At 56.7% G+C, this 24,550-nt stretch carries 18 protein-coding genes; 12 read left to right on the forward strand and 6 right to left on the reverse strand.

Annotation, left to right across the window (positions count from 1 at the left end):
- The 3 genes from repA (at position 1) to repC (ending at position 3,746) form a co-directional block, all read left to right on the forward strand.
- The gene (gene repA / locus AC25BC_RS30800; protein ID WP_012760236.1) at positions 1-1,218 is read left to right on the forward strand and encodes a plasmid partitioning protein RepA; all 1,218 of its coding nucleotides are present in this window, start codon (positions 1-3) and stop codon (positions 1,216-1,218) included.
- Positions 1,203-2,243: a plasmid partitioning protein RepB gene (repB, locus tag AC25BC_RS30805; RefSeq protein WP_017997447.1), complete on the forward strand. Its 1,041-nt coding sequence runs from the start codon at positions 1,203-1,205 to the stop codon at positions 2,241-2,243. The genes repA and repB overlap by 16 nt, the downstream gene beginning before the upstream one ends.
- 237 nt (positions 2,244-2,480) lie before the next feature.
- Entirely contained in the window at positions 2,481-3,746 is a 1,266-nt protein-coding gene (gene repC / locus AC25BC_RS30810; protein ID WP_128439449.1) for a plasmid replication protein RepC, read from the forward strand.
- Positions 3,747-5,288: 1,542 nt separating this feature from the next.
- On the opposite strand, the gene AC25BC_RS30815 is transcribed toward repC, so the two are convergent.
- Positions 5,289-6,392: a Fic family protein gene (locus AC25BC_RS30815; RefSeq protein WP_128439450.1), complete on the reverse strand. Its 1,104-nt coding sequence runs from the start codon at positions 6,390-6,392 to the stop codon at positions 5,289-5,291.
- Positions 6,393-7,129: 737 nt separating this feature from the next.
- Between AC25BC_RS30815 and AC25BC_RS30820 the strand changes: the two genes are divergently transcribed.
- Positions 7,130-7,501 (forward strand): hypothetical protein, encoded by a 372-nt coding sequence (locus AC25BC_RS30820; RefSeq protein WP_128439451.1) that lies wholly within the window; start codon positions 7,130-7,132, stop codon positions 7,499-7,501.
- A 190-nt stretch (positions 7,502-7,691) separates the two neighbouring features.
- On the opposite strand, the gene AC25BC_RS30825 is transcribed toward AC25BC_RS30820, so the two are convergent.
- A complete protein-coding gene (locus AC25BC_RS30825; RefSeq protein ID WP_012760231.1) occupies positions 7,692-7,988 on the reverse strand; it encodes a hypothetical protein in 297 nt (98 codons plus the stop codon).
- Positions 7,989-8,209: 221 nt separating this feature from the next.
- Entirely contained in the window at positions 8,210-9,358 is a 1,149-nt protein-coding gene (locus tag AC25BC_RS30830; RefSeq protein ID WP_128439452.1) for a site-specific integrase, read from the reverse strand.
- Positions 9,359-9,547: 189 nt separating this feature from the next.
- On the opposite strand from AC25BC_RS30830, the gene AC25BC_RS30835 reads away from it, so the two are divergent.
- Positions 9,548-10,678, forward strand: coding sequence for an RHE_PE00001 family protein (locus AC25BC_RS30835; protein ID WP_164903022.1), 1,131 nt, complete (start codon positions 9,548-9,550; stop codon positions 10,676-10,678).
- 34 nt (positions 10,679-10,712) lie between these two features.
- On the opposite strand, the gene AC25BC_RS30840 is transcribed toward AC25BC_RS30835, so the two are convergent.
- A complete protein-coding gene (locus tag AC25BC_RS30840) occupies positions 10,713-11,180 on the reverse strand; it encodes a gamma-glutamylcyclotransferase family protein (RefSeq protein ID WP_164903015.1) in 468 nt (155 codons plus the stop codon).
- A gap of 217 nt (positions 11,181-11,397) precedes the next feature.
- Here AC25BC_RS30840 and AC25BC_RS30845 point away from each other — a divergent pair, with 217 nt between their 5' ends.
- The 7 genes from AC25BC_RS30845 to AC25BC_RS30875 all read left to right on the forward strand — a co-directional run bounded on the left by AC25BC_RS30845 (position 11,398) and on the right by AC25BC_RS30875 (position 21,066).
- A complete protein-coding gene (locus AC25BC_RS30845) occupies positions 11,398-11,685 on the forward strand; it encodes a helix-turn-helix domain-containing protein (RefSeq protein WP_128439455.1) in 288 nt (95 codons plus the stop codon).
- A 3-nt stretch (positions 11,686-11,688) separates the two neighbouring features.
- Positions 11,689-12,105: a very short patch repair endonuclease gene (locus tag AC25BC_RS30850; RefSeq protein WP_128439456.1), complete on the forward strand. Its 417-nt coding sequence runs from the start codon at positions 11,689-11,691 to the stop codon at positions 12,103-12,105.
- Positions 12,092-13,582 carry a DNA cytosine methyltransferase gene (locus AC25BC_RS30855; protein WP_128439457.1) on the forward strand — a complete coding sequence of 497 codons (1,491 nt, stop codon included), beginning with the start codon at positions 12,092-12,094 and terminating at the stop codon, positions 13,580-13,582. The genes AC25BC_RS30850 and AC25BC_RS30855 overlap by 14 nt, the downstream gene beginning before the upstream one ends.
- Positions 13,583-13,643: 61 nt before the next feature.
- Positions 13,644-15,122 carry an ATP-binding protein gene (locus AC25BC_RS30860; protein ID WP_164903016.1) on the forward strand — a complete coding sequence of 493 codons (1,479 nt, stop codon included), beginning with the start codon at positions 13,644-13,646 and terminating at the stop codon, positions 15,120-15,122.
- On the forward strand, positions 15,115-18,015 hold the full coding sequence (locus AC25BC_RS30865; RefSeq protein ID WP_128439459.1) for a Z1 domain-containing protein: 2,901 nt from the start codon (positions 15,115-15,117) through the stop codon (positions 18,013-18,015). Before AC25BC_RS30860 ends, AC25BC_RS30865 begins: the two co-directional genes overlap by 8 nt.
- Complete coding sequence (locus tag AC25BC_RS30870) at positions 18,012-19,013, forward strand: PD-(D/E)XK motif protein (protein WP_128439460.1); 1,002 nt, start codon at positions 18,012-18,014, stop codon at positions 19,011-19,013. Before AC25BC_RS30865 ends, AC25BC_RS30870 begins: the two co-directional genes overlap by 4 nt.
- The gene (locus AC25BC_RS30875) at positions 19,006-21,066 is read left to right on the forward strand and encodes an AIPR family protein (protein ID WP_128439461.1); all 2,061 of its coding nucleotides are present in this window, start codon (positions 19,006-19,008) and stop codon (positions 21,064-21,066) included. Before AC25BC_RS30870 ends, AC25BC_RS30875 begins: the two co-directional genes overlap by 8 nt.
- Here the strand turns inward: AC25BC_RS30875 and AC25BC_RS30880 are convergent, their stop codons facing one another.
- Both AC25BC_RS30880 and AC25BC_RS30885 read right to left on the reverse strand, forming a co-directional pair.
- Entirely contained in the window at positions 21,067-23,736 is a 2,670-nt protein-coding gene (locus AC25BC_RS30880; protein WP_128439462.1) for a hypothetical protein, read from the reverse strand.
- Positions 23,733-24,545 (reverse strand): hypothetical protein, encoded by an 813-nt coding sequence (locus AC25BC_RS30885; RefSeq protein WP_128439463.1) that lies wholly within the window; start codon positions 24,543-24,545, stop codon positions 23,733-23,735. Before AC25BC_RS30885 ends, AC25BC_RS30880 begins: the two co-directional genes overlap by 4 nt.
- Between the last annotated feature and the right edge of the window lie 5 nt (positions 24,546-24,550).

The following is a 24,550-nucleotide window of genomic DNA, read 5'->3' on the forward strand; positions in this document are numbered from 1 at the left end:
ATGGATCAGATGACGACCCGCAAGCCAACGAGCGAATCCTCCGCTGCGAAGATTACACGCCAAGCGCAGATGTTGTCAGCGCAGTTGCAGTCTCTTCGCACCCATATGTATCCGCCGGAGGCGATGAAATCGTTGCGCACCTTTACCTCGCGCGACGTGGCCACCATGCTTGGGATCGCCGAATCGACGCTCCGACAGATGTCGTTGGACGGCGAAGGCGCAATGCCCGAGAGGCTGGAGAATGGCCGCAGGAGCTACACGCTCGCCCAGGTCAATGAGATCCGTCGATACCTGGCGGTGAAGCGGCCCATGGAAGCCTTGGATTTCTTTCCGCGCCGGCGTCCCGGTGAGAAGTTGCAGGTTATCGCGGTTGCGAACTTCAAGGGCGGATCGGCCAAAACGACGACGACCGTTCATCTCGCCCATTATCTTGCTCTGACGGGTTTGCGGGTGCTCGCGATCGATCTTGACCCGCAGGCATCCTTGTCGGCCATGTTCGGCTATCAGCCGGAGTTCGATGTCAGCGACAACGAGACCATATATGCGGCGATTCGCTATGACGACGACAACCGCCGGCCGATGCGCGACGTCATTCGCAAAACCTATTTTGACGGAATCGATCTCATACCCGGCAACCTGGAGCTCATGGAATACGAGCATGAGACGCCGCAGGCGATCGCAAGCGGCGGCGGGCGCGGCGACGGGATCTTCTTCCGGCGGCTCGGCGCCGTCATAAACAGCGTCGAGGAAGACTACGATGTCGTCGTCATCGACGCGCCGCCGCAACTGGGCTATCTGACCCTGGGCGCGCTTTGTGCGGCGACCTCGCTGCTGATCACCGTTCATCCGGCGATGATCGACGTTGCCAGCATGAACCAGTTCCTGGCAATGATGAGCGATGTCATGCACGTCATCGAGGAGCGTGGCGGTGTTCTGGAACACGATTTCATCCGATATGTCATCACCAGGCACAATCCGAACGACGTCCCGCAGGTGAACGTCGTCGCGCTCCTGCGCTCCCTGTTCGGCGAGGACGTGCTGGCGCCAGCGGTGGTGGACACGACCGCGATTGCCAGCGCCGGCCTTGAGAAGAAGAGCCTTTACGAAATGGCGCGTGGTTCGGTTGGTCGAGACACGCTCACGCGCGCCCTGGATTCCGTCGACGCAGTCAATCTCGAGATCTTCAACCACCTCAAATCGGTATGGGGACGGTCATGACGAATGCCAAAGAACGCTCCAGTCGGATGAAAAGTCTGTTCGCGAATGTCGATTCCGCGGAACTTGCCAAGCAAATCTCAGCTGGGCCTGCGGTGAAGGTCGGATCTGGAGCCGTCAAGTCGATGGACCGGGCCTTCGTTGCCGTCGAGGAGGAGAATGAACGCCTCCGCCTGCAATTGAGCGGCTCGGAAGCCATTGTCGAAATTGACTCCGCTCTTGTCGTTCCCTCCTTTGTCAGGGACCGCCTCGATATCGAGGGAGATCCGAATTTCCAGGGTTTCGTCGAGGGCATTCGGGAAAGCGGCCAGAGACTTCCCATCCTCGTTCGCCCCTCCCCCGACAAGCAGGGCTACTTTCAGGTCGCTTACGGCCACAGGCGCTTGCGCGCCTGTCAGATCCTTGAACGGCCGGTGAAAGCGATCGTCCGCGATCTTACCGACGATGAACTGGTGGTCGCTCAAGGTATCGAGAATACCGAACGCGCCAATCTCTCCTTCATCGAGCAGGCGTTCTTTGCCGCGACCCTCAAGGCGCGCGGCTTTCGGCGGGAGACGATCGCCGCCGCGCTCGGCAGGGCGGATGGCAAGCTGACCTACGTTTCGATGCTGATTGGAATCGCCGAACAGGTCCCCGCCGAACTGATCGGCATCATTGGTCCGGCTCCTTCGATCGGCCGCCCCAAGTGGGAAAAGCTCGCCGCCCAATTCAAGGATGGCAAGGCACCGGCTGCGGCCCAGACGATCATTGATAAGCTGACTTCGACGGCTGTATGGGCCGCTGCCACGAGTGACCAGCGCTTCGCCGCGCTGATGAGCGCGCTCGAACACAAGGCGGCTAGGGGAAACCAGGGCGAAGAGGTCGACCTCGGCGGCGGCGCCGTGATCACCGCGAAATCTTCGCGTTCTTCAACGCTTATCACGATTCCGGAAAGCAAGGTGCCGGGCCTCTCGGCCTGGCTCGTCGAAAGGCTTCCGGCGCTGGTGGAGGAGTACCGAAAGCAAACGGGAGAGACGCCGATGGGGTAGGCTAATTCAGAAATAGGAAAGGGCCCACCGACGGCAATCGGCGAACCCTTGAATCCTAGCCGACAGTACGAAAACGTCCCGTCGACATCAGCTCTTACAAACTGATTCTATGACGGACCGCTGGCACAATCAACCCCTGCGTAACAGCCGGGAATGAAAAACTGTGCCCGTCTGCTGGCTTTCATCAACAAGAATCTCGATGGAGCCGCACGCCAAGGCGTTGCGGGCAGCTAGCCCATGACAGAAGCAACGGCAATCGCATCGTTCAGACGCGTCAGTCCGGCCATTCTCGCAAGCGCGCGGATGGCGATGGCCAACGACATACCGGACACCTCGAAGTCGGAGATCTCTCTCCTGTTGAAAAAGGCAGCGCCGATCCTTGGGATCGACGGCACGACCTATCATGTCCTGGACATTCTCCTTGGCCTCTCGCGCGCCGATGACTGGAAAGGCGCCGGGCGACCGATCGTTGCCATCTCGAACGCCAAGCTCGCCGAATACACGCTGCGCTCCGAACGCACAGTGATGCGTTGCCTGCGCAGGATCGTTGAGGCTGGGATCGCCGCCTACCGTGACAGTCCGACCGGCCGGCGTTTCGTGTACCGCGACAATGACGGGATGGTTGCCAGCGGCTTCGGGCTTGATTTCACGCCGGCGCGCGTGCGGCTCGCAGAGATCAGGGAGAGCGTCGAGAACTACCAGAGGGAACTCAAGGCCAGCCAGGATGCACGTCGCGCGGTCACGCGGTTTTCCAGAGCAATCATCGATGCCTGCGAGGCGTTCCCGGAAAAGGCAGACATCTGGAGGAGCGCCGCACAAGCAATCATCGATGCCGTAGCCGGCCGGGCAGACCAGGCAAGCGGTCTCGAATCACTCCACGGAGAGGTTCTTGAGTACGCGGAGCAACGCTTCCGGGAGCAAGATATGTCATGCGCGGGTGACATCGGCGTCACCTCTAATATTAATACAATCCCTAAAAACCTTCCTGATAGTAATCAACGGACCCGCTCTAACGAGCGAGACATAATTTCCACTAACGTCGGCTACGCCGCCGATATGGCTTATGAAAATAAGCCTGAAGCGGCTGCGGGTGACATGCAATCCCGATTGCGGCAGGCGGAAAAGACGGTTGGTGATATCCAAGGTGTCGTTCTAGCTGCGGTGCCGATTGGTTTGCTTCAGGTTGGGTGCCGCGCGGCGCAGGAATGTGTCAGCGTGGAGTTTGACGGATGGTCCGATGTAGTCGGGGCGGCTGAAACGATGCGGCGCATGATCGGCCTGTCGGAGACTGCATGGGTAGACGGTGTAGGCAGGGTCGGCCGATATGCTGCGTCCGCCATCTTGGCGACCGTGCTCGAAAAATCCTTGCGCGACCCGGAGCTAATTGCAAAGCCCGGGGGCTATTTCCGTGCAATGGTCGACCGGGCTGTCGATGGAAGTCTTCACCTCTCGAAAAGCCTTTACGGTCTTGCGGAAAGCGAGATGAACACACGGGATAGATAGGCGAAAAGTAACAGCTGTTACCCTGCCCTTGGCCTTGCGGGACGGATTAATCGCGACGAGGTTTTGGGGCGAAGCCGCCGCAGGAATGGATCGAGTTCAGGGGCGTGGCCTCGCCATCTGGGGCGGATGGGCGGCAACGGGGCGGGCGAATACAGGAAGAGTGGTCGTTTCGTCGGGTATCCATTTTCGCCCGACGTCGATGCAGCCATATCCATCTGGCTTCCGCAACAAGACGGCGAGGGCGGTACAACTGCCCTGAAGTAACTTCAGACAAAGCTGTTGCCGAGAACTGCCATTCCTACTGTCGATTGAAATGGGATCTGCTTGGCTGCCGATCGAGGGCACCCCTCAGATCTGAATGTGTTGCCGGTGATAGCCCAGCGTCGACGGTTCTGGCGGTTGCGATCTCGCTCTCTGGCTGCGTGGTTCATACTTTTCGGGGATGAATTTTTGCGCGTCCTTGGAGCCACTCCGCTCGAGGAAGAACGTGGATGTTGGCGGGCATAGACGAATTCGAAGGAGCGGGGGCGGCCCACGGCGAGGGCATTGGGTAAGGACGTTCGCATATACGTCCATGATGCTGCGGGGTGGCAGCTGAGCGTGCGCGAGGGATGGAGTTTATGATGAGAGTGAGGGAGAGTCGTGAAGAAGGACGTCTTCGAATGTTCATTCAGCAACCCATGCCACCTGTCTCGGCCCGCCTGTGGCCCGCTCAGAGATCATGTGCATTGCTGCTTAAAGGGACCGAACGTCAGTCGGGGCGTGCGGCACCCGCCATGCAAAAGAAGTTCCAGGAAGGCCGGCAATGGCGTTTGCGCGATGGGTGCTGCAGGCCGTCTTGCTGGAGAGATCGACGGGTGGAGGGTTGCCTATCGTCGCTTCTGAAATGAAAGTTGCCTATCCACGGACGGAGAGGTCCGTGGGCAGGATCCGGTCGACACGCCCGTTTCGCGCTGTCATCATCGTGAATGTTTTTGTCGCTCGCGTTGGACCAACCAGGCGATCTTAACGAGAAACCCAAAAGGTAACAGCTGTTACCTTTTGGGCGTTGCGTGCCGACAAGGATGTGCCCCTTCTCCTTCTTCAAAATGCTCAATCACCAAAGGCGACACTGCTTCCTGGAGCTCGGGTAGGTGCCGAGCGCTCTGACTTTCAAGGCGTAAGAGACGTGGAAGGGTCCGGCGCAGGGCGGCAGAAATCGGTGCCACTGGCGACGTCGACACTATGGCGTAGCGTGCACTTGATGCTGGAGCGGTGGCAGCGAGAATGACTTGCGGACAGAGGGCCGAGCGCGATCGTGATAGGCGGGGCCTAAAAAAGTAACAGCTGTTACCTTCTGCGACACGGCTTTAAGAAACGCAATGATGCAGCGTTTGAACACGCAATCGTTTCAATCGCGGCATGCGCGCGAATTGCTCGATGACTTCACATCCGCCGCATTGCATGACTTTTTTTGGGCCCCCGTGTCGCCTCGACTGGTTCGGCCTCTTCGGTCCTTTGTCCAAGGGGACGCGGCGGTTGGGATCTATCTCTTTTTCTTAATCAGGGCAGATTTAGTGCATAGCGTGCGTGCCGGCGATCACCGGTGCGCGTGAGCGCTTCTTTCTCCACCAAGTCATGAAGATCGCGCGTCGCTGTCGCTCGCGAGGTCCGCGTTATCGAAATGTAATTCTCAGCGCTCAATCCGCCTTTAAACCCCCCAGGACCTTCTCGGAACATCCGAGCGAGGGCCTTCTCCTGGCGCTCGTTGAATTGCCCGCGGAACCTGTCATAGAATTGCGCCTTGCTGATGTAGAAGGCCACCCGCATCAAGGTGGTCTGTTGTGCATCAAGGATGGTTCCCGCAAAATACACCAGCCATTCGGTGATATCGAGCGTGCGCTGATGCCGTTCGAGCTGATCGTAATAGGCTTTCCGGCCATTCTCGATCGTGTAGGCAAGTGCAATCAAGCTCGGTTGCCCGATATTTTGGGCAAGCGATTTTTCGGCGAGCGCTCGGCCAAGCCTGCCATTTCCATCTTCAAACGGATGGATGCTTTCGAAGTGCAAATGGCCTATGCCGGCACGGGTGAGCGCGGGCAAGGGGAGTTCACCGTGCGGCGCCGTTTTGTTGAACCACTCGGTGTAGGCCGCCATTTCCGCCGGGACCTGCCCTGATGGTGGAGCCTCATAGTGGACGGTCGGATTGTCCAGACGGCCGGACACAATCCGCATGGCATCTTCATGCGTTCGATATGCGCCGATCGCTCCAAGATGGCGATTGCCTGTCATCAACATGCCGTTCCAGCGAAACAGGGTTTCATCATTGAGCGGGGCCGACCAAGTGTCGTACACATCGACCATCATTTCCGCGATGCCGCGCTCTTGCGGAGTTGATGGCCGATTGTCGGCATCGAGACCGAACTGGCGGCGCAATGAGGATTGCACGCTCAACCGATCAAGCATTTCGCCCTCAATCTCGGAGGTTTTCACTGCCTCGTCGCTTAAAAGCTCGATACGAAGCAGATTGCGTTCCTCATCGCCGACATGACGGACTGCGCCGATGACTTCCCCCGAGGACAGAAGGAATCGGCGTTCGAGTGGTTCAAGCGGCGCATGATCATAGATGAAATGCGGCCAACCTTCCTGCGTCCAGTTCCAGTTCATGAGTTATAGGCACCTTTTCTATAACTCACTATAATGCATTGCGATGAGATAGAAATGAATTCTATCGCTCATGCAATGGATCGAAGGTGCTCGCGGAGACCCAGAGAGCACCTTGAAAGGTTATAATCGACTATATCCAAAGGGCAGCAAACCCATATGTCGCCAATCAAACGCGCCTCGTTCGGCTGCGTCACAACCGGCACTCACAAGCCGTATGGCCTGAGGACGCGCTTCGTCCAACAGCGCTCTCTGCCGTCTATAGCGGCGGTTTGTACAGCATTCGTCAGTAAAGGGGGCCCAAGACGTTGATCTCTGATGTTCCTGATCGATACGAACGTCATATCCGCCTTGCGCCGTCCAAAACTCGATTCGAGCCCCGCCGTTGCGCTCATTGGCCCGCGTCAGGTCGGCAACTCAATCAGTTTTGTAGATATTCGGCGTTCAATCATCCTTGCATTTATGGAGGATAATTCCGCAATTGCAAGGATTGCATGTTGGTGTTTGGGCTGCGTCAGTTGGCGCGTCGCGCGGCGTTCACATTGCTGTGCGCCTAACGGCTCGCCGCGCCGGTCGTTCGGAACGCCATCTTCAACCCACGGCCGATGGCGTGGTGCCCTAACTCCAACGCTCGATGAACGACAGCGAAACGCAATATTCACAGCCTGTTCAGCGCGCTAATGTCATCAAGTCACCAGAAAGAGCCTTACCTCCCACCACAGGGTTCGATGGAGTAGCCGATGAAAAAGATCATTCTCTCGACACTTGCCACACTGGTCGCGGCCGGCAGCATCTTCACGTCATATGGCTCCCCGAGCGCACATGATTATCGCGATCACCGGGACGGCGACAGGGGTGCTGCCATCGTTGGTGGGCTGGCGGCTGGGCTCATTGGCGGACTGGTTGCCGGTGCTCTCATCGAGGGCAGGGATCGTCCGCGGTATGATGATGGTGCAGATAATCGCTACAGCGGCGGCCCGCGCTATGAAGGGAATGTCGGTTATCGCGGTGACCCGGGCTACCGTTATAGCGGTGGTCCGCGTTATGAGGACAACTCCGGCTATCGCGATTTTGACGGCTCAGGCTATCGTTACGACAGTGGCTGGCGTTGATGTAGACCAGGTAGGCTTACGAAACCATCACCATTGGTGAGGCAACCGGGCCAGGAGTTCTTTTTCAGCGAGCTTTTCGCGGACCATAAGATGAACGGTGCGACGGAGGCGCTCGAGGGGAAATGCTCGGTCGGGCCCTATCGCGTCAAGCGGATTCATATTGCGGTCGCGTGGGGTCACGCAGGGCAATTCAGGTAAATAGGGCAATACAGACGGCCATCCAGATTAACGCCGTCCCCAGTACCATCGCTCGCCTGGCGACGACGACTTTGTCTGCATCGTCCTCCGCTACAGGTGTAGTCACAATCCAGGGCACGGAACCAAGTGCTGCAAATCCGATGATAGCCAGACCCATCACAAAATAGTCGAATGAATGCCAGGCCCCATGTTCATATACCCCCCAGTAACCCAGAAAGGCCATTCCGACTGCAAACATTGTGGCGGACGCCGAGCAGAGGCCTGTGACGGATCCGGTAGGTGCGCGCATGTTCCTTTTTCACGTGTTTCCAAGTTCATGACGCGATATCCATGACGGTTGGCTGCCTCTCTGCAAATATGTCAGGAATTGAGCGCGGCGTGAAGCGCGTGTGACCGTCTGGGACGGCCGCGAAATTCCCCGCCTCGGCATGGGATGCTGGGCGATCAGCGGCCACTTTCCTCCGTGACAGAAGAGCGCTGCATCCGCGTGTCGCATACGAACATCACATATCACACCATTTGAGCTGCCCGCCCGCTTCGACGTGTCGCGTTGTTGTAGTAACCTGACGCTTGTTGAATCGAGCGGTGGCGGGACTGCTCCATCGCCTCGGGCAGGGGGATGCCACGGTTTGCCGCCTCGGTCAGATATCCAGATCGTAGCCCGTGCGCGGAAAATTCCCCCGGCTCCAATCCAGCCAGTTCCACCCGCTGCTTGATGATCGCATTGACCGACTGCGGATCGATCGCCCGTCGCGACACAGTCCCCCATCGCCCGATCGCCCGAAACACGCTGCCGCTCTCGATCTTGGCGGCCACCATCCAGGCATTCAGCGCATCCACCGGCCGACCGGTCAGATAGACAACGTCGTCCTCGTCGCCGCTGGTCGTCTTGGTGCGTCCGAGATGGATGGCGAGAGAGGGGAGGGAAGGGCCATCGTCCCCCGGGATTGGCGGCTGGACGGTCAGCTGCTCGCTGCGCAGGCCGGCGATCTCGCTGCGCCGCCGACCACCGGAGGCAAAGGCAACCATCAGGATTGCACGGTCACGGAGATCGCGCAGACTGTCGGTCGCGCAGGTTGCCAGCAGTTTTGCCAGCACATCGCCGGTGACGGCCTTGGCGCTCTTGCGACGCCGCGTCCGGGGGACGGCGCGAACGGCGAGGCGAATGGCTGATTTGAGGGCAGGGGAGGCGAAGGCGCCGTCAAAACCGCGCCATCTGGTCAGCGTCGACCAGTTCGCCAGCCGCCGGCGCACCGTCGATGGCGCGTGCGGGCCTGCGGATCTGAGAAAACCCTGGCTCCGAAGGTCTTCGTCGACGTCGGCCGGCATGCCGTGATCCGGATCGGTCTCGCGGTGCTGCGGATCCCAGAGGTGATGCGCGACGAATTTCAAAAGCAGCGCCTCGGGTGCCGGCCAGGGCAGCGATCGTCCGGTCGCCGCCAGTCCCCAGGCTTCCAGATAGGCAAGGTCGGAAGTCAGCGCCCGCAGCGTGTTGTCGCCCATGCCCTGGTTGACGAGATGGCGCAGCGTCTCGACGTCCTGGTCGGTCAGAAGCTTGGCGAGTTCGTCGCGGCGCTCTATCGGGAGGACGGCGGCAATGGTGTCGAGTTCTTCGGCGCGCCGCTCGACGGAAGTCTGTGATTTTTTGGGTTTGGCCACAGGCGCTCCAGAAAGACGGTTTCGGCGGCCTCTGAGACCGTGATTTGCGCCGACTCTTGCTGATTTGGACCTCGAAATCAATCTACCATCGATAAACGTTGCTTATCGATGGTTAGCCACCCAACCAGAAGTCATCCCATGTGACGAACAGTAATATTCTTATAGAGTTCCTATAGGAAATCATTTACCATAATTTCAATGGCTTACGATCTCGCGAAAAACAGCATGACAGCTCTGATGCGACCGGCTTTCGACGCGGCAATCGCGCTCACCCGTCTCGACGAGCGTATCGCCCGTTCGCCGGTCGGCCAGGGCTTCCTCGAACGCACCCAATTTACCGATGCCTGCGCCTCGCTGTGGATCGACGGCGAACTCGTGCATCTCGAAGACCTGGTCCTCCATGACGCCACCCGGGATATTCGCACACCGACCCATGAGCTGACAATCGCCCGCGACGTGCTGCGCACCCGCCGACGCATCGCAGCCCAACTCCCCGGCTGGGCATTGTCGGCCGATGGTATCCGAAATTTGCGACAGACGTCGGACATTAATCCGGTCGGCGCTGAGGCGGGGCAGCCAAGCGGCGTCATTCGGCCCGCGGTCGCGATCGACGCGGAAGGGGAGGGGGAGTATGGTGGTGACGTCGAAAATCTCCCCGGCGTCGACTATGCCGCCATCGATGCGATCCTCGCGCGGTCTGACGCCGCGATCGAGCGAGCCAGCAAGCCCGGCCGGGCTCCGGCCGATCCGCTGGTCTATGATCTCGACTGGGACGAGGACGAGCGGCTGGACGAATGGCGCGGCGTGCTTCGGCAAGCGCAAGACCTGCCGGCGGTCCTGCAGGCGATCGTCGCCCTCGATGCCTGGAACGAGCTCGCTGTCTTGCAGCACGCGCCCTGGCTCGGCCGATTGTTCGCCGCCTCCATCCTGCGCCAGGCCGGCATCACTACCGGCGCCCATCTGGCCGCCATCAACCTTGGCGTCAAAACCATTCCCGTCGATCGGCGCCGGCATCGTGACCGCCAGACCCGGTTGCTCGCCATCGCTCACGGCCTGATCGCGGCCGCCGAGCTCGGTCTGAAGGAACATGACCGATTGACGCTCGCGAAAACGATGATGGACCGTAAACTGGAGGGGCGGCGGACGTCTTCAAAATTGCCGGAGCTGGTTGAGCTGGTGATGGCGAAGCCGCTGGTGTCGGCCGGGATGGTGGCGAAGGCGCTCGAGGTGACGCCGCAGGCGGCGCGGCGGATTGTTTTGGAGCTGGGCTTGCGCGAGATGACGGGGAGGGGGAGGTTTCGGGCATGGGGGATTTTGTAAACCGCGCTGTAGTGTATGGCCTTCGCAGATGAGTTTAGGCTGAGAGGTCGCGAGGAAGTGCTGCCAGATATGCGCGATATGTTTCGGGAAGGCCGTGGTGCGCCGCCCCCTCAAGCAGATGTGCAAGATAAGCTGCATTCGGCAGATGACTGCCCTTTTGAGGAGAGGCAATATAAGTCTCGGCTTCGACCGACTCGCCGTTTAAATTGATGGCCACTGTTTGACGGTTGTATGCGTTGGCCACCGGGTCTCTGTCGTGGCGATACCCTTCGTTTCTATCGAGCGCAGATAGATCTGCGGCTGAGAGCTCCCAGACGACCCCCCAGGTGTCGTGGCCGATTTTCGGCTCGACAGAGGACACGCCGCAACCGCGGCTTTTCGACGTGCGCGGGAAGCAGAGTTCGTGATTCGCAAGGTAGCCGAAACCTCTGAGCACCGCACTGGGGCAGCGTTTCTTCATCTGCGCTGGGTCCATATTCGAGCCGTAGGCGAAGTAGTGCATTGCCATCATCCATCGTCTGTAGTGCCACCTACGATTTTGCAACCATTCGCATGGAAATCAACCGTCATATCAGGGCGTTCTGTAGAGCCTTGCCCGGTACGGAAGATTGCGAGCGCAAAGTTGTCTGGTGAGAGACTATTTTTAATGCTGAATGGTTTGTGGAGATTGCAGAAGAGGTTGAGCAGGAGCGCCCGGAACCACAGGAAATAGTTGCAACATGTACGGCATTGCCGCATATTATTCAGAACGATTCATCGCGGGTTTTTGCACGGGGTACAACGAATTGATTGACGTGCGGTCCGTCAGGCAGAGCTGTCATATGACGCAAAGAAGCTTTGCGGAGACTTTCGGCTTTTCTGTTGCGGCTGTCAGGGACTGGGAACAGGGCAGAAGACAGCCTGATCGGTCTGCCAGGATTCTCCTAGCCGTCATCCGGAAATCTCCCAATGTTGTGGCTGAGGTCGTAGCTGCTGCTGTCCGCGAATCTGGCGACTGGGGTGGATGATCGATGGACATAGTTTCACCTGTCAGACGATCCTCGATGATGGCTGGTATAAAAAGCACGAACACGCAGCCCGAAATGGCAGTACGGCGGCTGGCTCATCGGCTTGGTCTGCGGTTCCGGCTTCACCGAAAGGATCTTCCGGGGTCCCCTGATCTCGTTTTCCCGAGCCGCAAAACTGCACTCTTTGTCCATGGGTGTTACTGGCATCGGCATAATGGTTGTCGCCTGTGTTACTCACCAAAATCGAACGTCGACTTCTGGACAGCCAAGTTTGAAATGAATTTGGCGAGAGACCTCCGCAACGCACGAGAACTCGAAGCGCAGGGGTGGAAGGTGGTTGTGATCTGGGAGTGCGAGACGAGAAATCCCGATCGTGTTCACGAAATTCTGAAATGCGAGGTATGCGATGCAACCTATTGATATGGCGATCTTGCGCGCTAAGGCAGAACGACTGCGCGCAGGTGCTGCGCCGCGAGTCCTCGAAATATGTTCCGGATGTGGTGGTTTATCACTTGGTTTGCAGTCGGCTGGCTTCAGTCTCACTGCGCACGTTGAAATCGATCCTGAAGCTGCTGCCAGCTATGCCCGCAACTTTGGTGGCGGCCGGGATGCGTCCGACCCGTGGTCCATCCCCCGCGATATGGTGGCCTCGTCGGCTGAAGAAATAGTCGGAGATCTCAAACTTGGTATGCCAGCCGAAAAGGCCTTCGATGTTCTCGCTGCAGGTCTGCCATGCCAGGCGTTTGCCAGAATAGGGCGTTCGAAACTTCGTGCTGTCGCGGGTGCCGATGATGCTTTTCAAAAAGATCCGAGAGCTGCACTCTATAGGAGATTTTTGGATTACGTCGTTGATACAAAGCCTCTTGCAATTGTCATCGAAAATGTGCCTGACATCCTCAATTTCGGCGGTCATAACGTTCCCGAAGAGATTTGCGACACTCTGGATGAGTTGGGTTATCGAACAGCTTACACGATCCTCAACGCGTCATACTTCGGAGTTCCACAAATAAGGGAACGCCTTTTCATTGTAGCAATTGCTAAAACTCTTAAGATTTCGCCGCAATTTCCTGATCCAACACACTTCCTTGAACTGCCTCGCGGGTACGAGAGCTCCCGCCGGGTTGCGCTTAAGCATGTCGATGAAAGCAGCCCTCATTACAGGGAGGTCCTGAAGCCTTCCGCGCTTTTACCTGCAGCGGTCGGAACGCGCGAAGCGCTCGGCGACCTGCCGGAGATTCACGAGCACCGGCTGAATCCGGTCGCGATGCGACGTCGACGTCTGAATGATACACTGGTTTATAGATCGGCTGAACGCGGATTGACAGAGTATGCAAGGACAATGCGGCAATGGCCCGGGTTCGAAACGGGCGACGAAGCCGGCGGCCATCTGGTGCGGATAACGCCCAGAGACTTTCCAATATTCGAGTCTCTGCCGCACGGCGCAGACTATCCTCAGGCCCGCAAACTGGCCGAGGCGATGTTCATTAAGGCAGCGTCCGACGCAGGCCTGAATGATACTGACATCGGCTCGGAGGCATGGGATAACCTGTGGCGCTCCAAAGTGCCGCCGTATGATCCGGGAAAGTTCCCGAATAAATGGTGGAAGCTCGAGCCGGACAAGCCCAGCAGGACCCTGACGGCCCATATTGGCAAAGACACCTACTCACACATACATTACGATAGTGCTCAGTCCCGGACGATATCCGTCCGGGAAGCTGCGCGACTTCAGTCATTTCCGGATGGCTTCGTATTTGCTGGAGCCATGAATGCAGCCTTCCGGCAGATCGGAAATGCCGTTCCTCCTCTGCTCGGGCGGGCGGTAGCGACGTCACTCAGAAAGCAGCTTGAAGAGGGATTGAATGTTTCCTCATCGGCAACGAAGCAGGTGGCCGCCTGATATGAATTTGGCCTCGAACGTCGAACTACCATACGATGACGCCCCACCCGCAGCGAGTGCGATGCTGGAATCGCTGCGTGGCATTGGCTATTCGCCGGCAGCTGCAATTGCGGACCTGATTGACAACAGCATAGCGGCTGGCGCGAGCCGGGTACGTGTCGACTTTGAGTGGCGGGGAAGCGGATCAATCATTCGCATCACCGATAACGGCCGCGGGATGAAGCGGGAAGAACTCATACAAGCGATGCGTCCGGCCGGTCGCCACCCTTTGGCACCGAGAGAACCAGGTGATCTTGGCCGATTCAGTCTCGGCTTGAAGACGGCTTCGTTATCGCAGGGCAGTCTCCTTGCGGTCGCGTCGAAGGTTGCAGGCGGTGATATCGAGACAAGGATCTGGGATCTCGCCTACGTAGAAAAGGTCGATTCCTGGAACTTGCTGAGAGAGATGCCCCAGGAAATTGTCGATGACGCTGACGTTCTAGTCACCAGACCACGCGGAACGGTTGTCATCGTCGCGAGGCTTGACCGTCTGCTTGGCGGAAAGCTTAACGACAATCACGTTGATCGAGATCGTTTTCTCAAGCTTGCAAGAAGCGTGGAAGCTCATTTGGCGATGACGTTTCATCGTTATCTCGAAGGTAAGGATCCTCCTCTGGTCATCACGGTAAATGGGGAAGATGATGCACAGAAGATCGAACCCTGGGATCCTTTCGTCTCTCATCACAAATCGACGACCCCGACACCCATCGAGCCGCTCGAACACAGTGGAGGATCGGTTGAAGTGCAGGGCTTTGTCCTGCCGCACCGCGACCGGATGACGAGCACCGAGTTTGCCCGGGCCGAAGGCCCATCCGGCTGGCAGGCTCATGAAGGTTTTTTTGTCTACCGCGGGCGGCGCCTGCTAGTCTCTGGCGGGTGGCTGGGGCTCGGTCCTGGACGCGGATGGGCACAGACAGGAGTTCATCGGCTGGCGCGGATACGCCTGGATCTTGCAACAAGCGGTGACCTTGACTGGAAGGTCGACATTCGCAAGTCAATTGCATTGCCGCCTCCAGCTCTGCGAGCAAGGCTCCAGGCTCTTGCGGAAACAGTGCGACGTGACGCCAGAGAAATATTTGCACATAGAGCAGGTGTGTCAAAGCGAGGGCCGAAGAAGCCGATAATTCGTGCTTGGATGCCCATCCCGTCCAGTCAGGGTGTCACCTATCGCATAGATCGCAGTCACGCCGTTATTCGTCACGCGCTCGACTCAATCGGTCATAAGCGCCACATCATCGAAGAAATGCTTGCGATAATTGAAGCAACTGTCCCAGTACAGCGCATCTGGATCGATGTCAGCGAAACTGCCGATTATACCGCTCCCCGGGCACCGACGAAACTGTCTGTCGAGGAGGCGGCCGCACTCGCCTCACTCTACCGGCACATGCGAGCTGATCTGAACCTGGCAGCAAACGATGCCCGCGAGCGATTGATGGTTCTCGAGCCGTTTTCATCTTATCCTGAAGCGGTTCGACGCTTGCCGGACGAGCTTGATGAGTAGTCTTCTGGTCGATCAGGCGTTTCAACTGGAGCTGGTCCAGATGGCGCAACTGCGGCTTTCGCAGCGAAAATCAGCCAGTCCGGTGACACGCCAGGAGATCAGCGAGACGCTCGACCGTCTCTTTTCGGCATTTCCCGAATGGAAAAGCGCGACGTCATCAACAGCGGCGATGTCTCAGCTGGAGATGATCTTCAGCACTTTTATCGGGGACGCATCAATCCTGCAGGCAGAGGATGGACATCTTCCCTGGCTGAAGGATACACGAGACTCGATCAGCTGGCGATACTGGGAGCGTTACAGGGCGCTTCTTATCCGTCAGCAGCTTCCACAGTCTGCAATCAATTTTCTCGATCGGATCACGGATCGGATAATCGACCTTTGCGGTGATCCCACGAAGAAAAGCCGATTTGATCGGCGCGGCATGGTCGTCGGTGACGTTCAGTCAGGCAAAACAGCCAACTATACGGGGCTCATCTGCAAGGCGGCTGATGCGGGCTACAAGGTTATTATCGTCCTTGCAGGCATGAACAACAACCTCAGGAGCCAGACCCAGATCCGTCTGGACGAAGGCTTTATAGGAAAGATCAGCGTACCTATAGGTGAAAATGCCTCGCGCATTGTTGGCGCCGGCCAGATCGATCCGTCAGCTATCGTCGACTGGGGTACAAATCGGACAGAAAAAGGCGATTTCAACTCAAAGACCATGTCGCAGTTCGGTATTCATCCGGGGGGACACCCTTTGTTGCTGGTGGTCAAGAAGAACGTCAGCGTGCTCAATAGCGTCCTGGAGTGGATCGATGTGACCGCCAATACGGTCGAACATGGAGTGAAACGTTTTCGAAACATGCCTCTTCTTGTCATCGATGACGAAGCAGACAACGCCTCCGTAGATACGCGTGCGCAGAAATTCGTAAACGGTATTGCCGACTCAAATCACAAGCCGACAGCGATCAATTCGAGAATCCGTCAGATCGTCAATCGCTTCCATCAGGTGTCATACGTCGCCTACACAGCCACACCTTTCGCCAACATTTTTATTCATCCGGATGCTGAAACGCAAAAGGAGTTCCAGGATCTTTTTCCGCGTGACTTCATCGTCAGCATGCCCGTCCCGGACAATTACGTCGGAGCAACGCGAATTTTTGGAAGCACCGATGAGTATGCTGAAGACGGGGTGACGGGTCTTCCAGATCTCCTGAGAGCAGTTGAAGACCATGCAGCTAGCTCGTCGCGGAAGGAGAATCAGGGGTGGATGCCACCTGTTCATAAGGTGGATCATGTTCCGCTCTATAACGGGCAGGACGCAATACCCCCGTCTCTGAGGAGAGCGGTTCAATGCTTCATGCTGGTTATCGCCGCAAGACGTGAGCGTGGCCAGATGCATGTCCACAACAGCATGCTGGTCCACGTTACGCGATTCCGGGCTGTTCAGAGACGAGTCATCCAGCAGGTGCAAGAAACCCTGGATCAGCTCGCCAACGAAATTCGGTATGGTGGAGCCTCGGGTCTGGATGAATTCCGGATACTCTGGGAGACTGAATTTGAACGTGTGACTCGCAAGCTTGATCTGGATGATTGTCCACCTGTCGACTGGGATAACCTCGCACGCTCCCTGAGAGCGACAGCGACTTCGATCAGTGTGCGCGAAATCAATGGCAGCTCGGGCGACGTGCTGGACTATGACGTCAATAAGGAGCAGGGGCTAAATGTCATCGCAGTCGGTGGTGATAAACTGGCACGCGGTCTGACGCTCGAAGGCCTGTCGGTCACATATTTTCTACGTGGGTCGACAATGTACGACACACTTATGCAAATGGGGCGCTGGTTCGGATATCGGCGGGGTTACCTTGACCTTTGTAGATTGTTTACGACCCAGGACCACATCGACTGGTACGGCCACATCGCTCAGGCAAGCGACGAGTTAAGGCGTGAATTTGACCGTATGGAAGCCACTGGAGCGACACCTGGACAATTCGGCCTCAGGGTGCGCAAACATCCGGCTCTGACCGTGACCTCCCGTGCCAAGATGCGTCACGGGACCGAGCTGCAGGTCTCCTATGCGGGAGATATTTCAGAAACTACCGTATTTTCACTCAACCGCTCCACGCTGGAGCAGAACTATCGCGTTGCAAAAACTCTTATCGAACGACTCATGTCGAGTGGCGCCGAACATACCTCCGACCCTTTTCAACCCCGCCCCGGGAACCGAATCCACCGCTGGAAAAATTCCCAGGTTTGGACAGGCGTTACACCTGAGCATGTGCTTGCCTTCCTGGATAATTTTTCTACCCATGAAGACGCAGCGCGCGCCAATACCGCGGTACTGGCAAAATACATCCGGACGCAGAACACGAAAGGTGAACTCGTGAACTGGAGAGTTCTTCTGGTTGGAGGCGAGGGAGAAGAGCAAGCTGAATTCGGCGCAGTTTCCGTACCCACAGTTGTTCGTCAACCGAAGGGTGGGTATGGCGCAGATGCCACTAAACTGCGGGTTATTGGCGAAGACGGACGATACGTGATCAGGCGCCTCGTAAATCCCCGCGATGAAGCTGTAGATCTTGATGACGATGCATACGCGGCTGCGTTTCGGCAAACCCTGTCAAACCCGCCGAAACGCCGCCGCAAGACAGACAAGGATCCAGATGCTCCAAGCGGGGTCTATCTGCGGCAACAGCGCTCACCTCGTGACGGGCTGCTGATGATTTACCCCCTTGCTCGGTCCCAGGAGGTCCTTGCTGCGGGAGATAGGCCGATTGATCATAAGTTCCTTGACGTAGAACAGGGGCCAATCGGCCTAGCTATCAGTTTCCCTGAAAGCACAAATGCAGGGTCAGTGACATACATGGTCAACAGCCTCTACGGCGTCGGTGAGGATGACGAGGGCGACACATGAGCGTGGTGCGTGAAGCCTGGACGATGCTTGATGCCGAGGCTCGCACGGAACCTGGCTGGCATCTCAGACGAATTTTTCCATCAGCTGCCTTCGACATCTTTGCAGGTATTCATCAGCCAGAAGCCACGCGCGGATTGATACTGGAGGCTCCCGTCACAACTTTCCCGGCATTCCGGCTGCTGCCGCGATCTCCAGGGTTTATGGTCGAAGCGACACCGCCAGGGCAGAGCCTGACGGCGCGCGGCCGCATCGTCCTTTCACTCGCAGATCCGGCATACTCGGAGGTCTTTCCTGTATTGTGCCAGGATGTCGCGGAGATTTCTGCACGCGAACTGGATGCCGCAGCTGCCATGTCCGCATTTCTAAGCCGCCTCCATGTTTGGCAGTCCTTCATGGCCCGTTTTAGCCCTGAGGGACTCTCCCGTGATCAAGTCACAGGGCTCATGGGGGAGTTGCTCATGCTCGGAGACTATCTTGCTCCAGCCGTTGGCTACAGCCAGGCGATCGAGGCTTGGGACGGCCCACTTGGCGAGGCCAATGACTTTAGCCTCGATCAGCGTTTTCTCGAGGTCAAGACGACAACACGGCAAGCGCCTTCGGTCATATCGATCGCTAATGCTGACCAGCTCGACACGACACGCGGCCAGATTTATCTGGCACATCTCAAACTTCAGAAGTCAGCGAGAGGTGCTACCCTTCCGGAGCTTGTCGAAGCCTTAAAGAATCGGCTTCTGGAATATTCACCAGAGCAAATCTCAGCTTTCACCACCAAGCTCCTGCTGGCAGGGTACATTGACGCGCACAGGAGCAACTACACCGATAGGCTCGCTCTGGCCGATCTGGCGGTTTTCTCAGTTGGGTCAGGTTTTCCGAACATCGCGCGCACGGATCTGCGACTTGGTGTGCGAGACTGCAGCTACACAATAGAGCTATCGGCATGTCAGCCCTTTGCCGTAACCGTCGCAAACCTCTTCGTTACGAGAGCCACCGATGCCTGAAGACCTGGAACTTGTCGAATTTTCAGAATCGCTGCGATCGGAAGTACGCGATAGAGCGACCGTTGATATGGGAGAGTTCAGCTTTAACGCGTTCGTGACCATCGTCAGCGAGCATCTTGCAGAGATGGGAATTCTGGAAGACCCAATAACGTGTCACTTCGAAAAGAAAGTAGGAGCCGGGATAGTTCGGCTGTCGGGTTATTCGATATCCGATGATGGTGATCGCATCGATCTGCTTGTCGCCATAGTGAAGGGAAGCGGAAGCCCTTCGAGCTACTCCAGTTCAGACGTTGTCCGAGTGGCGCGACAGGCAGCAAGAGCTTTGCAGGCTTCAAAACGCAAGATTCACGAAGAACTCGAAACCGCCAGCGACCAGTATGAAATGATGGAGCGTATCCACGACGCGCTGGAAGCCGGAATTCCTCAGGCACGTGTCATTGTCATTACTGACGGATTGAGCGCGGCTCGCACCATTGATCCAGAAACAGTTGCTGGCATCGAGGTCACCTTTGACGTTTACGACCTGCAACGTCTCATGCGGACAATGCGATCAGGGCAGACACGCGAGGTCATTGATATCGACTTCCAGAGGCTGGGCATGCCCCCGATTCCTTGTGTTGAGATGCCGTCTGGCAGTGAACCTTACGAGACCTACCTGGCGGTTGTCCCAGGTAACACTCTCTTCGAACTTTACGAAAAATATGGTCCGGCGATATTAGAGTATAACGTGCGTGCGTTTCTCCAGGCCGCCGGCAAAGTCAACCGCGGTATTCGCGATACAATCAGAGACAGGCCTGGGCATTTCATGGCCTACAATAATGGCATATCCGTAACTGCCGACGAAGTGAGGACAGATGTGATGCAAGGCATCACGATGGTCGTCGGAATCAAGGGCCTTCAGATTGTTAACGGCGGCCAGACTACTGCTTCGATCCACCGTGCTCGAAAGCGCGATAAACTCGACCTTTCGCGGGTTCATGTGTCGGCCAAGATTACTCGGCTTCCTCCAGATAGCGTCGAGGAGATGGTGCCGGAGATTTCGCGTTTCGCAAATACTCAGAATGTCATTCAGGAAGCCGACTTCTCGTCCAATGAGCCCTTCCATATTACTCTGGAACGGCTTTCAAAAGGCATCTGGGCCCCCGGAGAAAAGACACGCTGGTTTTATGAACGATCGCGAGGTCAATATCAGACGGCGCTCAACATCGAGGGCACAACTGAGGCGAGGATCAAAGCTTTCCGCGAAAGAACGCCACCCGCAAACCGGCTGTCGAAAACGGACTTGGCGCGAAATCTTAATAGCTTCAGCCGACTTCCGCACATCGTCAGTGGGGGCGTTCAGAAGAACTTTATCGCCTACATGAAGCGGTTACGCGAAAGTCGCGGAGCTAGGTGGGAGCCAGATGAAAACTTCTATCGTGAAGCTATCGCGCAAACGATCCTCTTTTTGGGCGTACAGCGTATTGTCAGGCAGGAAGGTTTCCCCGCTTACCGTATCAACATCGCAACCTACCTCGTTTCTTATCTTTCGCATAGGACCGGCGGCCGATTGTCGTTGAGCATTATCTGGCAGCGACAAGCGCTTTCAGAGGAACTCGAACTTTTGCTGCGTGCATGGTCCCACAGAATTGACAGGCAGATCCAGAGTAGCGCTGACGGCCGCAATATCACAGAATGGGCGAAAAAAGAGGCTTGCTGGACCGGCGTAAAAAATTTGGAACTGCCGCTCGAAGGGAGTACCCCTCCTGAGTGGGGAAATGGACCCGCAGGGCAACTTCCCAGGCAAGCCGAACCAGCAGGCGACACTCAGCTTGCAGCGTCGATCTGTATGCGACTCGCTGCGGAAGAATGGTTCGCTATTCATCTCTGGGGTACGCGCACCGGCAACCTTGCCACATGGCAATGCGGTATCGCCCATACCCTTAGCAGTTATGCCGGTGGAAACTGGCAAAAAGTGCCGACGACAAAGCAGGCACAGCAGGGCCTCAAAATACTTGAACTAGCTGCGAGCAAAGGTTTCGAAGGAAACGTCGGACAGGCCAATGCAGGTTGATTAATTGAGCTTCGCATTGAGTTCGAGGAGCCGCTCAAGTATGTGAATATCGCTCGCCTCTTCCGGAAGGCGGTAAACCTCGCAAATGAATGCATCGAGCGCAGACCTCGCGCTGCTTGAGTTCGCCGCCCTATGTGCTTCACGCCAATTCTCCGGAGCTAGGCCAGCCAGTCCTCTGTCGATGCTTCTATCGATCTTCTGGACAGCTTCGACCACCGAGCTGGGGATTTCATCACATATCAAGGCAGTTCGGTTTTCGTCCAGTCTAATGATCCTGAATGGCTTCGGAATTGGAAATCCGCCAAATGTGCTGGTGACGGAAAAACGGGCCATCCAGCTACTTGCCTTCGGCAGCGTGGCTCTGGCCCACACTGCGAAAACGCGAGACCTGTAAAGCAGAGGAATAGAAACGTCACCATCGATGACGAAAAGTTCCTGCGAAGGTATTTCACCGGCTTGCAGTTCCAGAACTATGCCTGGAACGATGCCGTCGGCCAGCACAAATCGTTGAAAGTCTGGAGACCGTGTCCAGCACTTTTCAAGATCGGCCGCTCTTTTCAGAGGCACGCTTGCAGATATAGCATGACTCCTCAGCTGGAGAACATCCAGGAGCTCAGTCGCCGCGCGACTGCGCTGCGCCAGGAAGTCTCGACGTAGAACATGATCGTTACTCTCGTCACCATATGGCCGGGCACCAGTTCGCAGAGGCCGGACATGAGCGACAGCACGATCTCGTTCATCGTCAGGAAGTCGGTCAAGCCACTCTGACATGTCATCAAAGCTGATCCTAATTACATCTCTGAGGTCAATGCCGCGTGTCGCCAGCAATCTGTTCACTTCTGTTGACCTAATTTTCCCTATGTCGATTTCGTCCGGGAAAGTACGCTGCTCGGTCTCGCCAGAGATCAATCGCCGCAACGTCGGCGTGTCCGTATAGCGCGCGATGTCCCAACCCTCTCTGTCAGCAGATTTCACTGCGTCAAGGCTGGGAGTTTCCGACGTCACTACAACCTTGATCGTGCCGCCGTCTCTCCGTATTCGAAGCGGCGAAAGATCCTCCGGAAATTGCAATGTCTTTGCTAGGCCCGCCGGTGCTGCGCGCATTTCTTCGATCTGATAGCTGTCTATCGTCGATCGCGAGCGACCGCGGCTAATCAGGGAGGTGGTAACTGCGACGGCAAAATCCGAAAACCTTTTTTCCAGACGACGTCCTTCGACGACAACCTGCTCTGACTTGGTGAGATCTGGAATATCGTCGCTATTGATCCTTAGCGAGAATTTAACAGTCTTGTCTGCCAGCTTCGGATCAGCAGGTACCCACGAAGCTTCAGAAACGAGCGGCAGCCGGAGGGCAGGCTCGCGTAACGTTCGTCTAGATTTCTCGAAAAGCAGGCTTCCTACAGACAGTATAAGGCCCTCGTCGGTCAACGAATGCAGAAGTTCCCGGCGGACCACTGAAGACCGCGCTGTCAGAAGAGCCAGCTCTATGACATCAGAGATCCTTCTGTCGATGGATCGCTTCTCATTGCCCCACCACAAGGGAGATCTCGCGATAGCAGTATCGAGGACAACGTATCCTGACCTAGTTTCAAACAGGTCCGCGCGCTCGAAAAGCCTTGACGGTTTCATCAGAGGGAGAGCTGGGATTATGATGATCAACGCGCCAGCCTCACTCTGTCGACGTAACAGAGAGCTGACTTCGGAGGAGAGAAAATCTCTACGGTCTTCCTCACCAACAATCACGGCCACAGTTGGTCTGGCACGGCCGCCGATGCTCTTTGGCAATCTACCAGATTTCGCTATGATCATTTCCAATTTTGACGGGTCGCTTCCGAGGCATTTTTTGAGATGGCGAGCAATCTCTTCTGCTCGTTTGCCGGAAACGATCACAAGCGCAGGAGCATCGCTGCGGATAGAGGTCTCCTCTGCGGACGAGAGAGGAGGGACGCTCAATGGCAACTCAAGATCCAGCGCCGGTGCGGTTAGCGCTGTATCGATCGTCGCTCCCAGGAATGCAGCAAGCGGGGAGATTTCGCTCAGTATCTCCGTAGTGCTCTTCCGTTGAGCCTGTGCCTCAAGGCCTTCTGGAACGTGAAGTTCCAGAATGTTGACAACAGGCTCTTCAATCGACAGGTTCCTCGACAAATCCTGCGACAGGTTTGCACGTACGAGTCTTCTCCGAAAGGCGATGTCCGCCTGCCCGCGAAGCCACTGCTGACGCCAGCTTCTTGCTTTTGTGTCGCCATAGTGGTCCCGCAGAAATTTCATTGCGCTTTCTGCAAGCAGAGCAACATCAGGACGTCGCGCGTTGAGCGCGAGATCGAGTATGCTAAGAGGCGCCCGGGAGGCCACATCAGCATGATAACGCGAAATCTCGTTCCAGAGTTCATCCGGAGTACCTATATAGGGAACGCCATTCCACAAAAATACATCATGCCACGGATCACCTACGGAGAGCGAAATGATGTCTTCGTTGCGAAGGCGGCGCTGGTCATCTACGTCGATTAGGTCAAAAGCGGCAATCGTCGAGCGATGATCTCCAGAGACAGCTGTTCTGGCAATATAAAGTGTATTGGCGCCAACACTTTGCCCGAATAGCGGTAACGCGTATCCGTGACTTACGCAGGAATACCAGCCGATCAGTGAAAGCCGCAGCTGCGCATCACTCATAGCTCTCCTTGCCCCTGAAGGTATTTCCGAACAATCTTGTTAATTTCTGGGTGAAAGTCGGACGGCGGCCTGTTTGGGCGCCACTGATATGTGTCCCACGAAATCCCAGCGTCAGTCAGTTTATCCAGCATCTCACTATTATTGCCCATGGGGCTCTCCAGAAATTGCTCTGGAAGTACTGCAAATTTCACGTGATCCAATGTAATGTGCCGATCATAGGCGATCTCGATTGCCGAAGCTCGCCGGTCTGGCCTGTTGCTTCCTTCAGCAGCCAGCCGCGCGATCTTCGCGAAAGTCTTGGGTCCGGTGTCCCAGTCAGGGATATCCGCACCAAAATCTCGCCGGACCTTTCCATCATAATAATTCGCTGCGGAGCCGAACGCCCATTCGATATGGTTGTTGACTGCCTGCAGCGTTTCTTCCAGTGCATAGTCCTCGAGATATACGCCGGGACTGGCTCCGTCATCGAAGGCACCGTCAAGAGCTCCGCCAGTGTCGAATGGATAGACGTGAAAGGGCGGCCCGAGATGATCAGCATCCACGAGGAAGACGAAGGGGAAATAGTCGATTATCTCCTGCCGTTTCTGTGCTTCCCTCAACTTGTAAGCCGGCCTCATGGCAAAGAAATAGACGAGGTCCTCTTCGAACACTTTGCAGAGTGTTGCGTCGATCTGACCAGCCCTGATGATTTCTCTCGCGAAACCAACTCCGGTTACATGTACTAGATGGAACTTCTGGTCTCCGCCGCTCGCGCGACTCTGCAACGACCTAGCAGGTGTGCCGCCTTTGCGACGTTTCAGTATGCCCATCGGTA

The organism is Rhizobium sp. WSM409 (genome assembly GCF_057653825.1).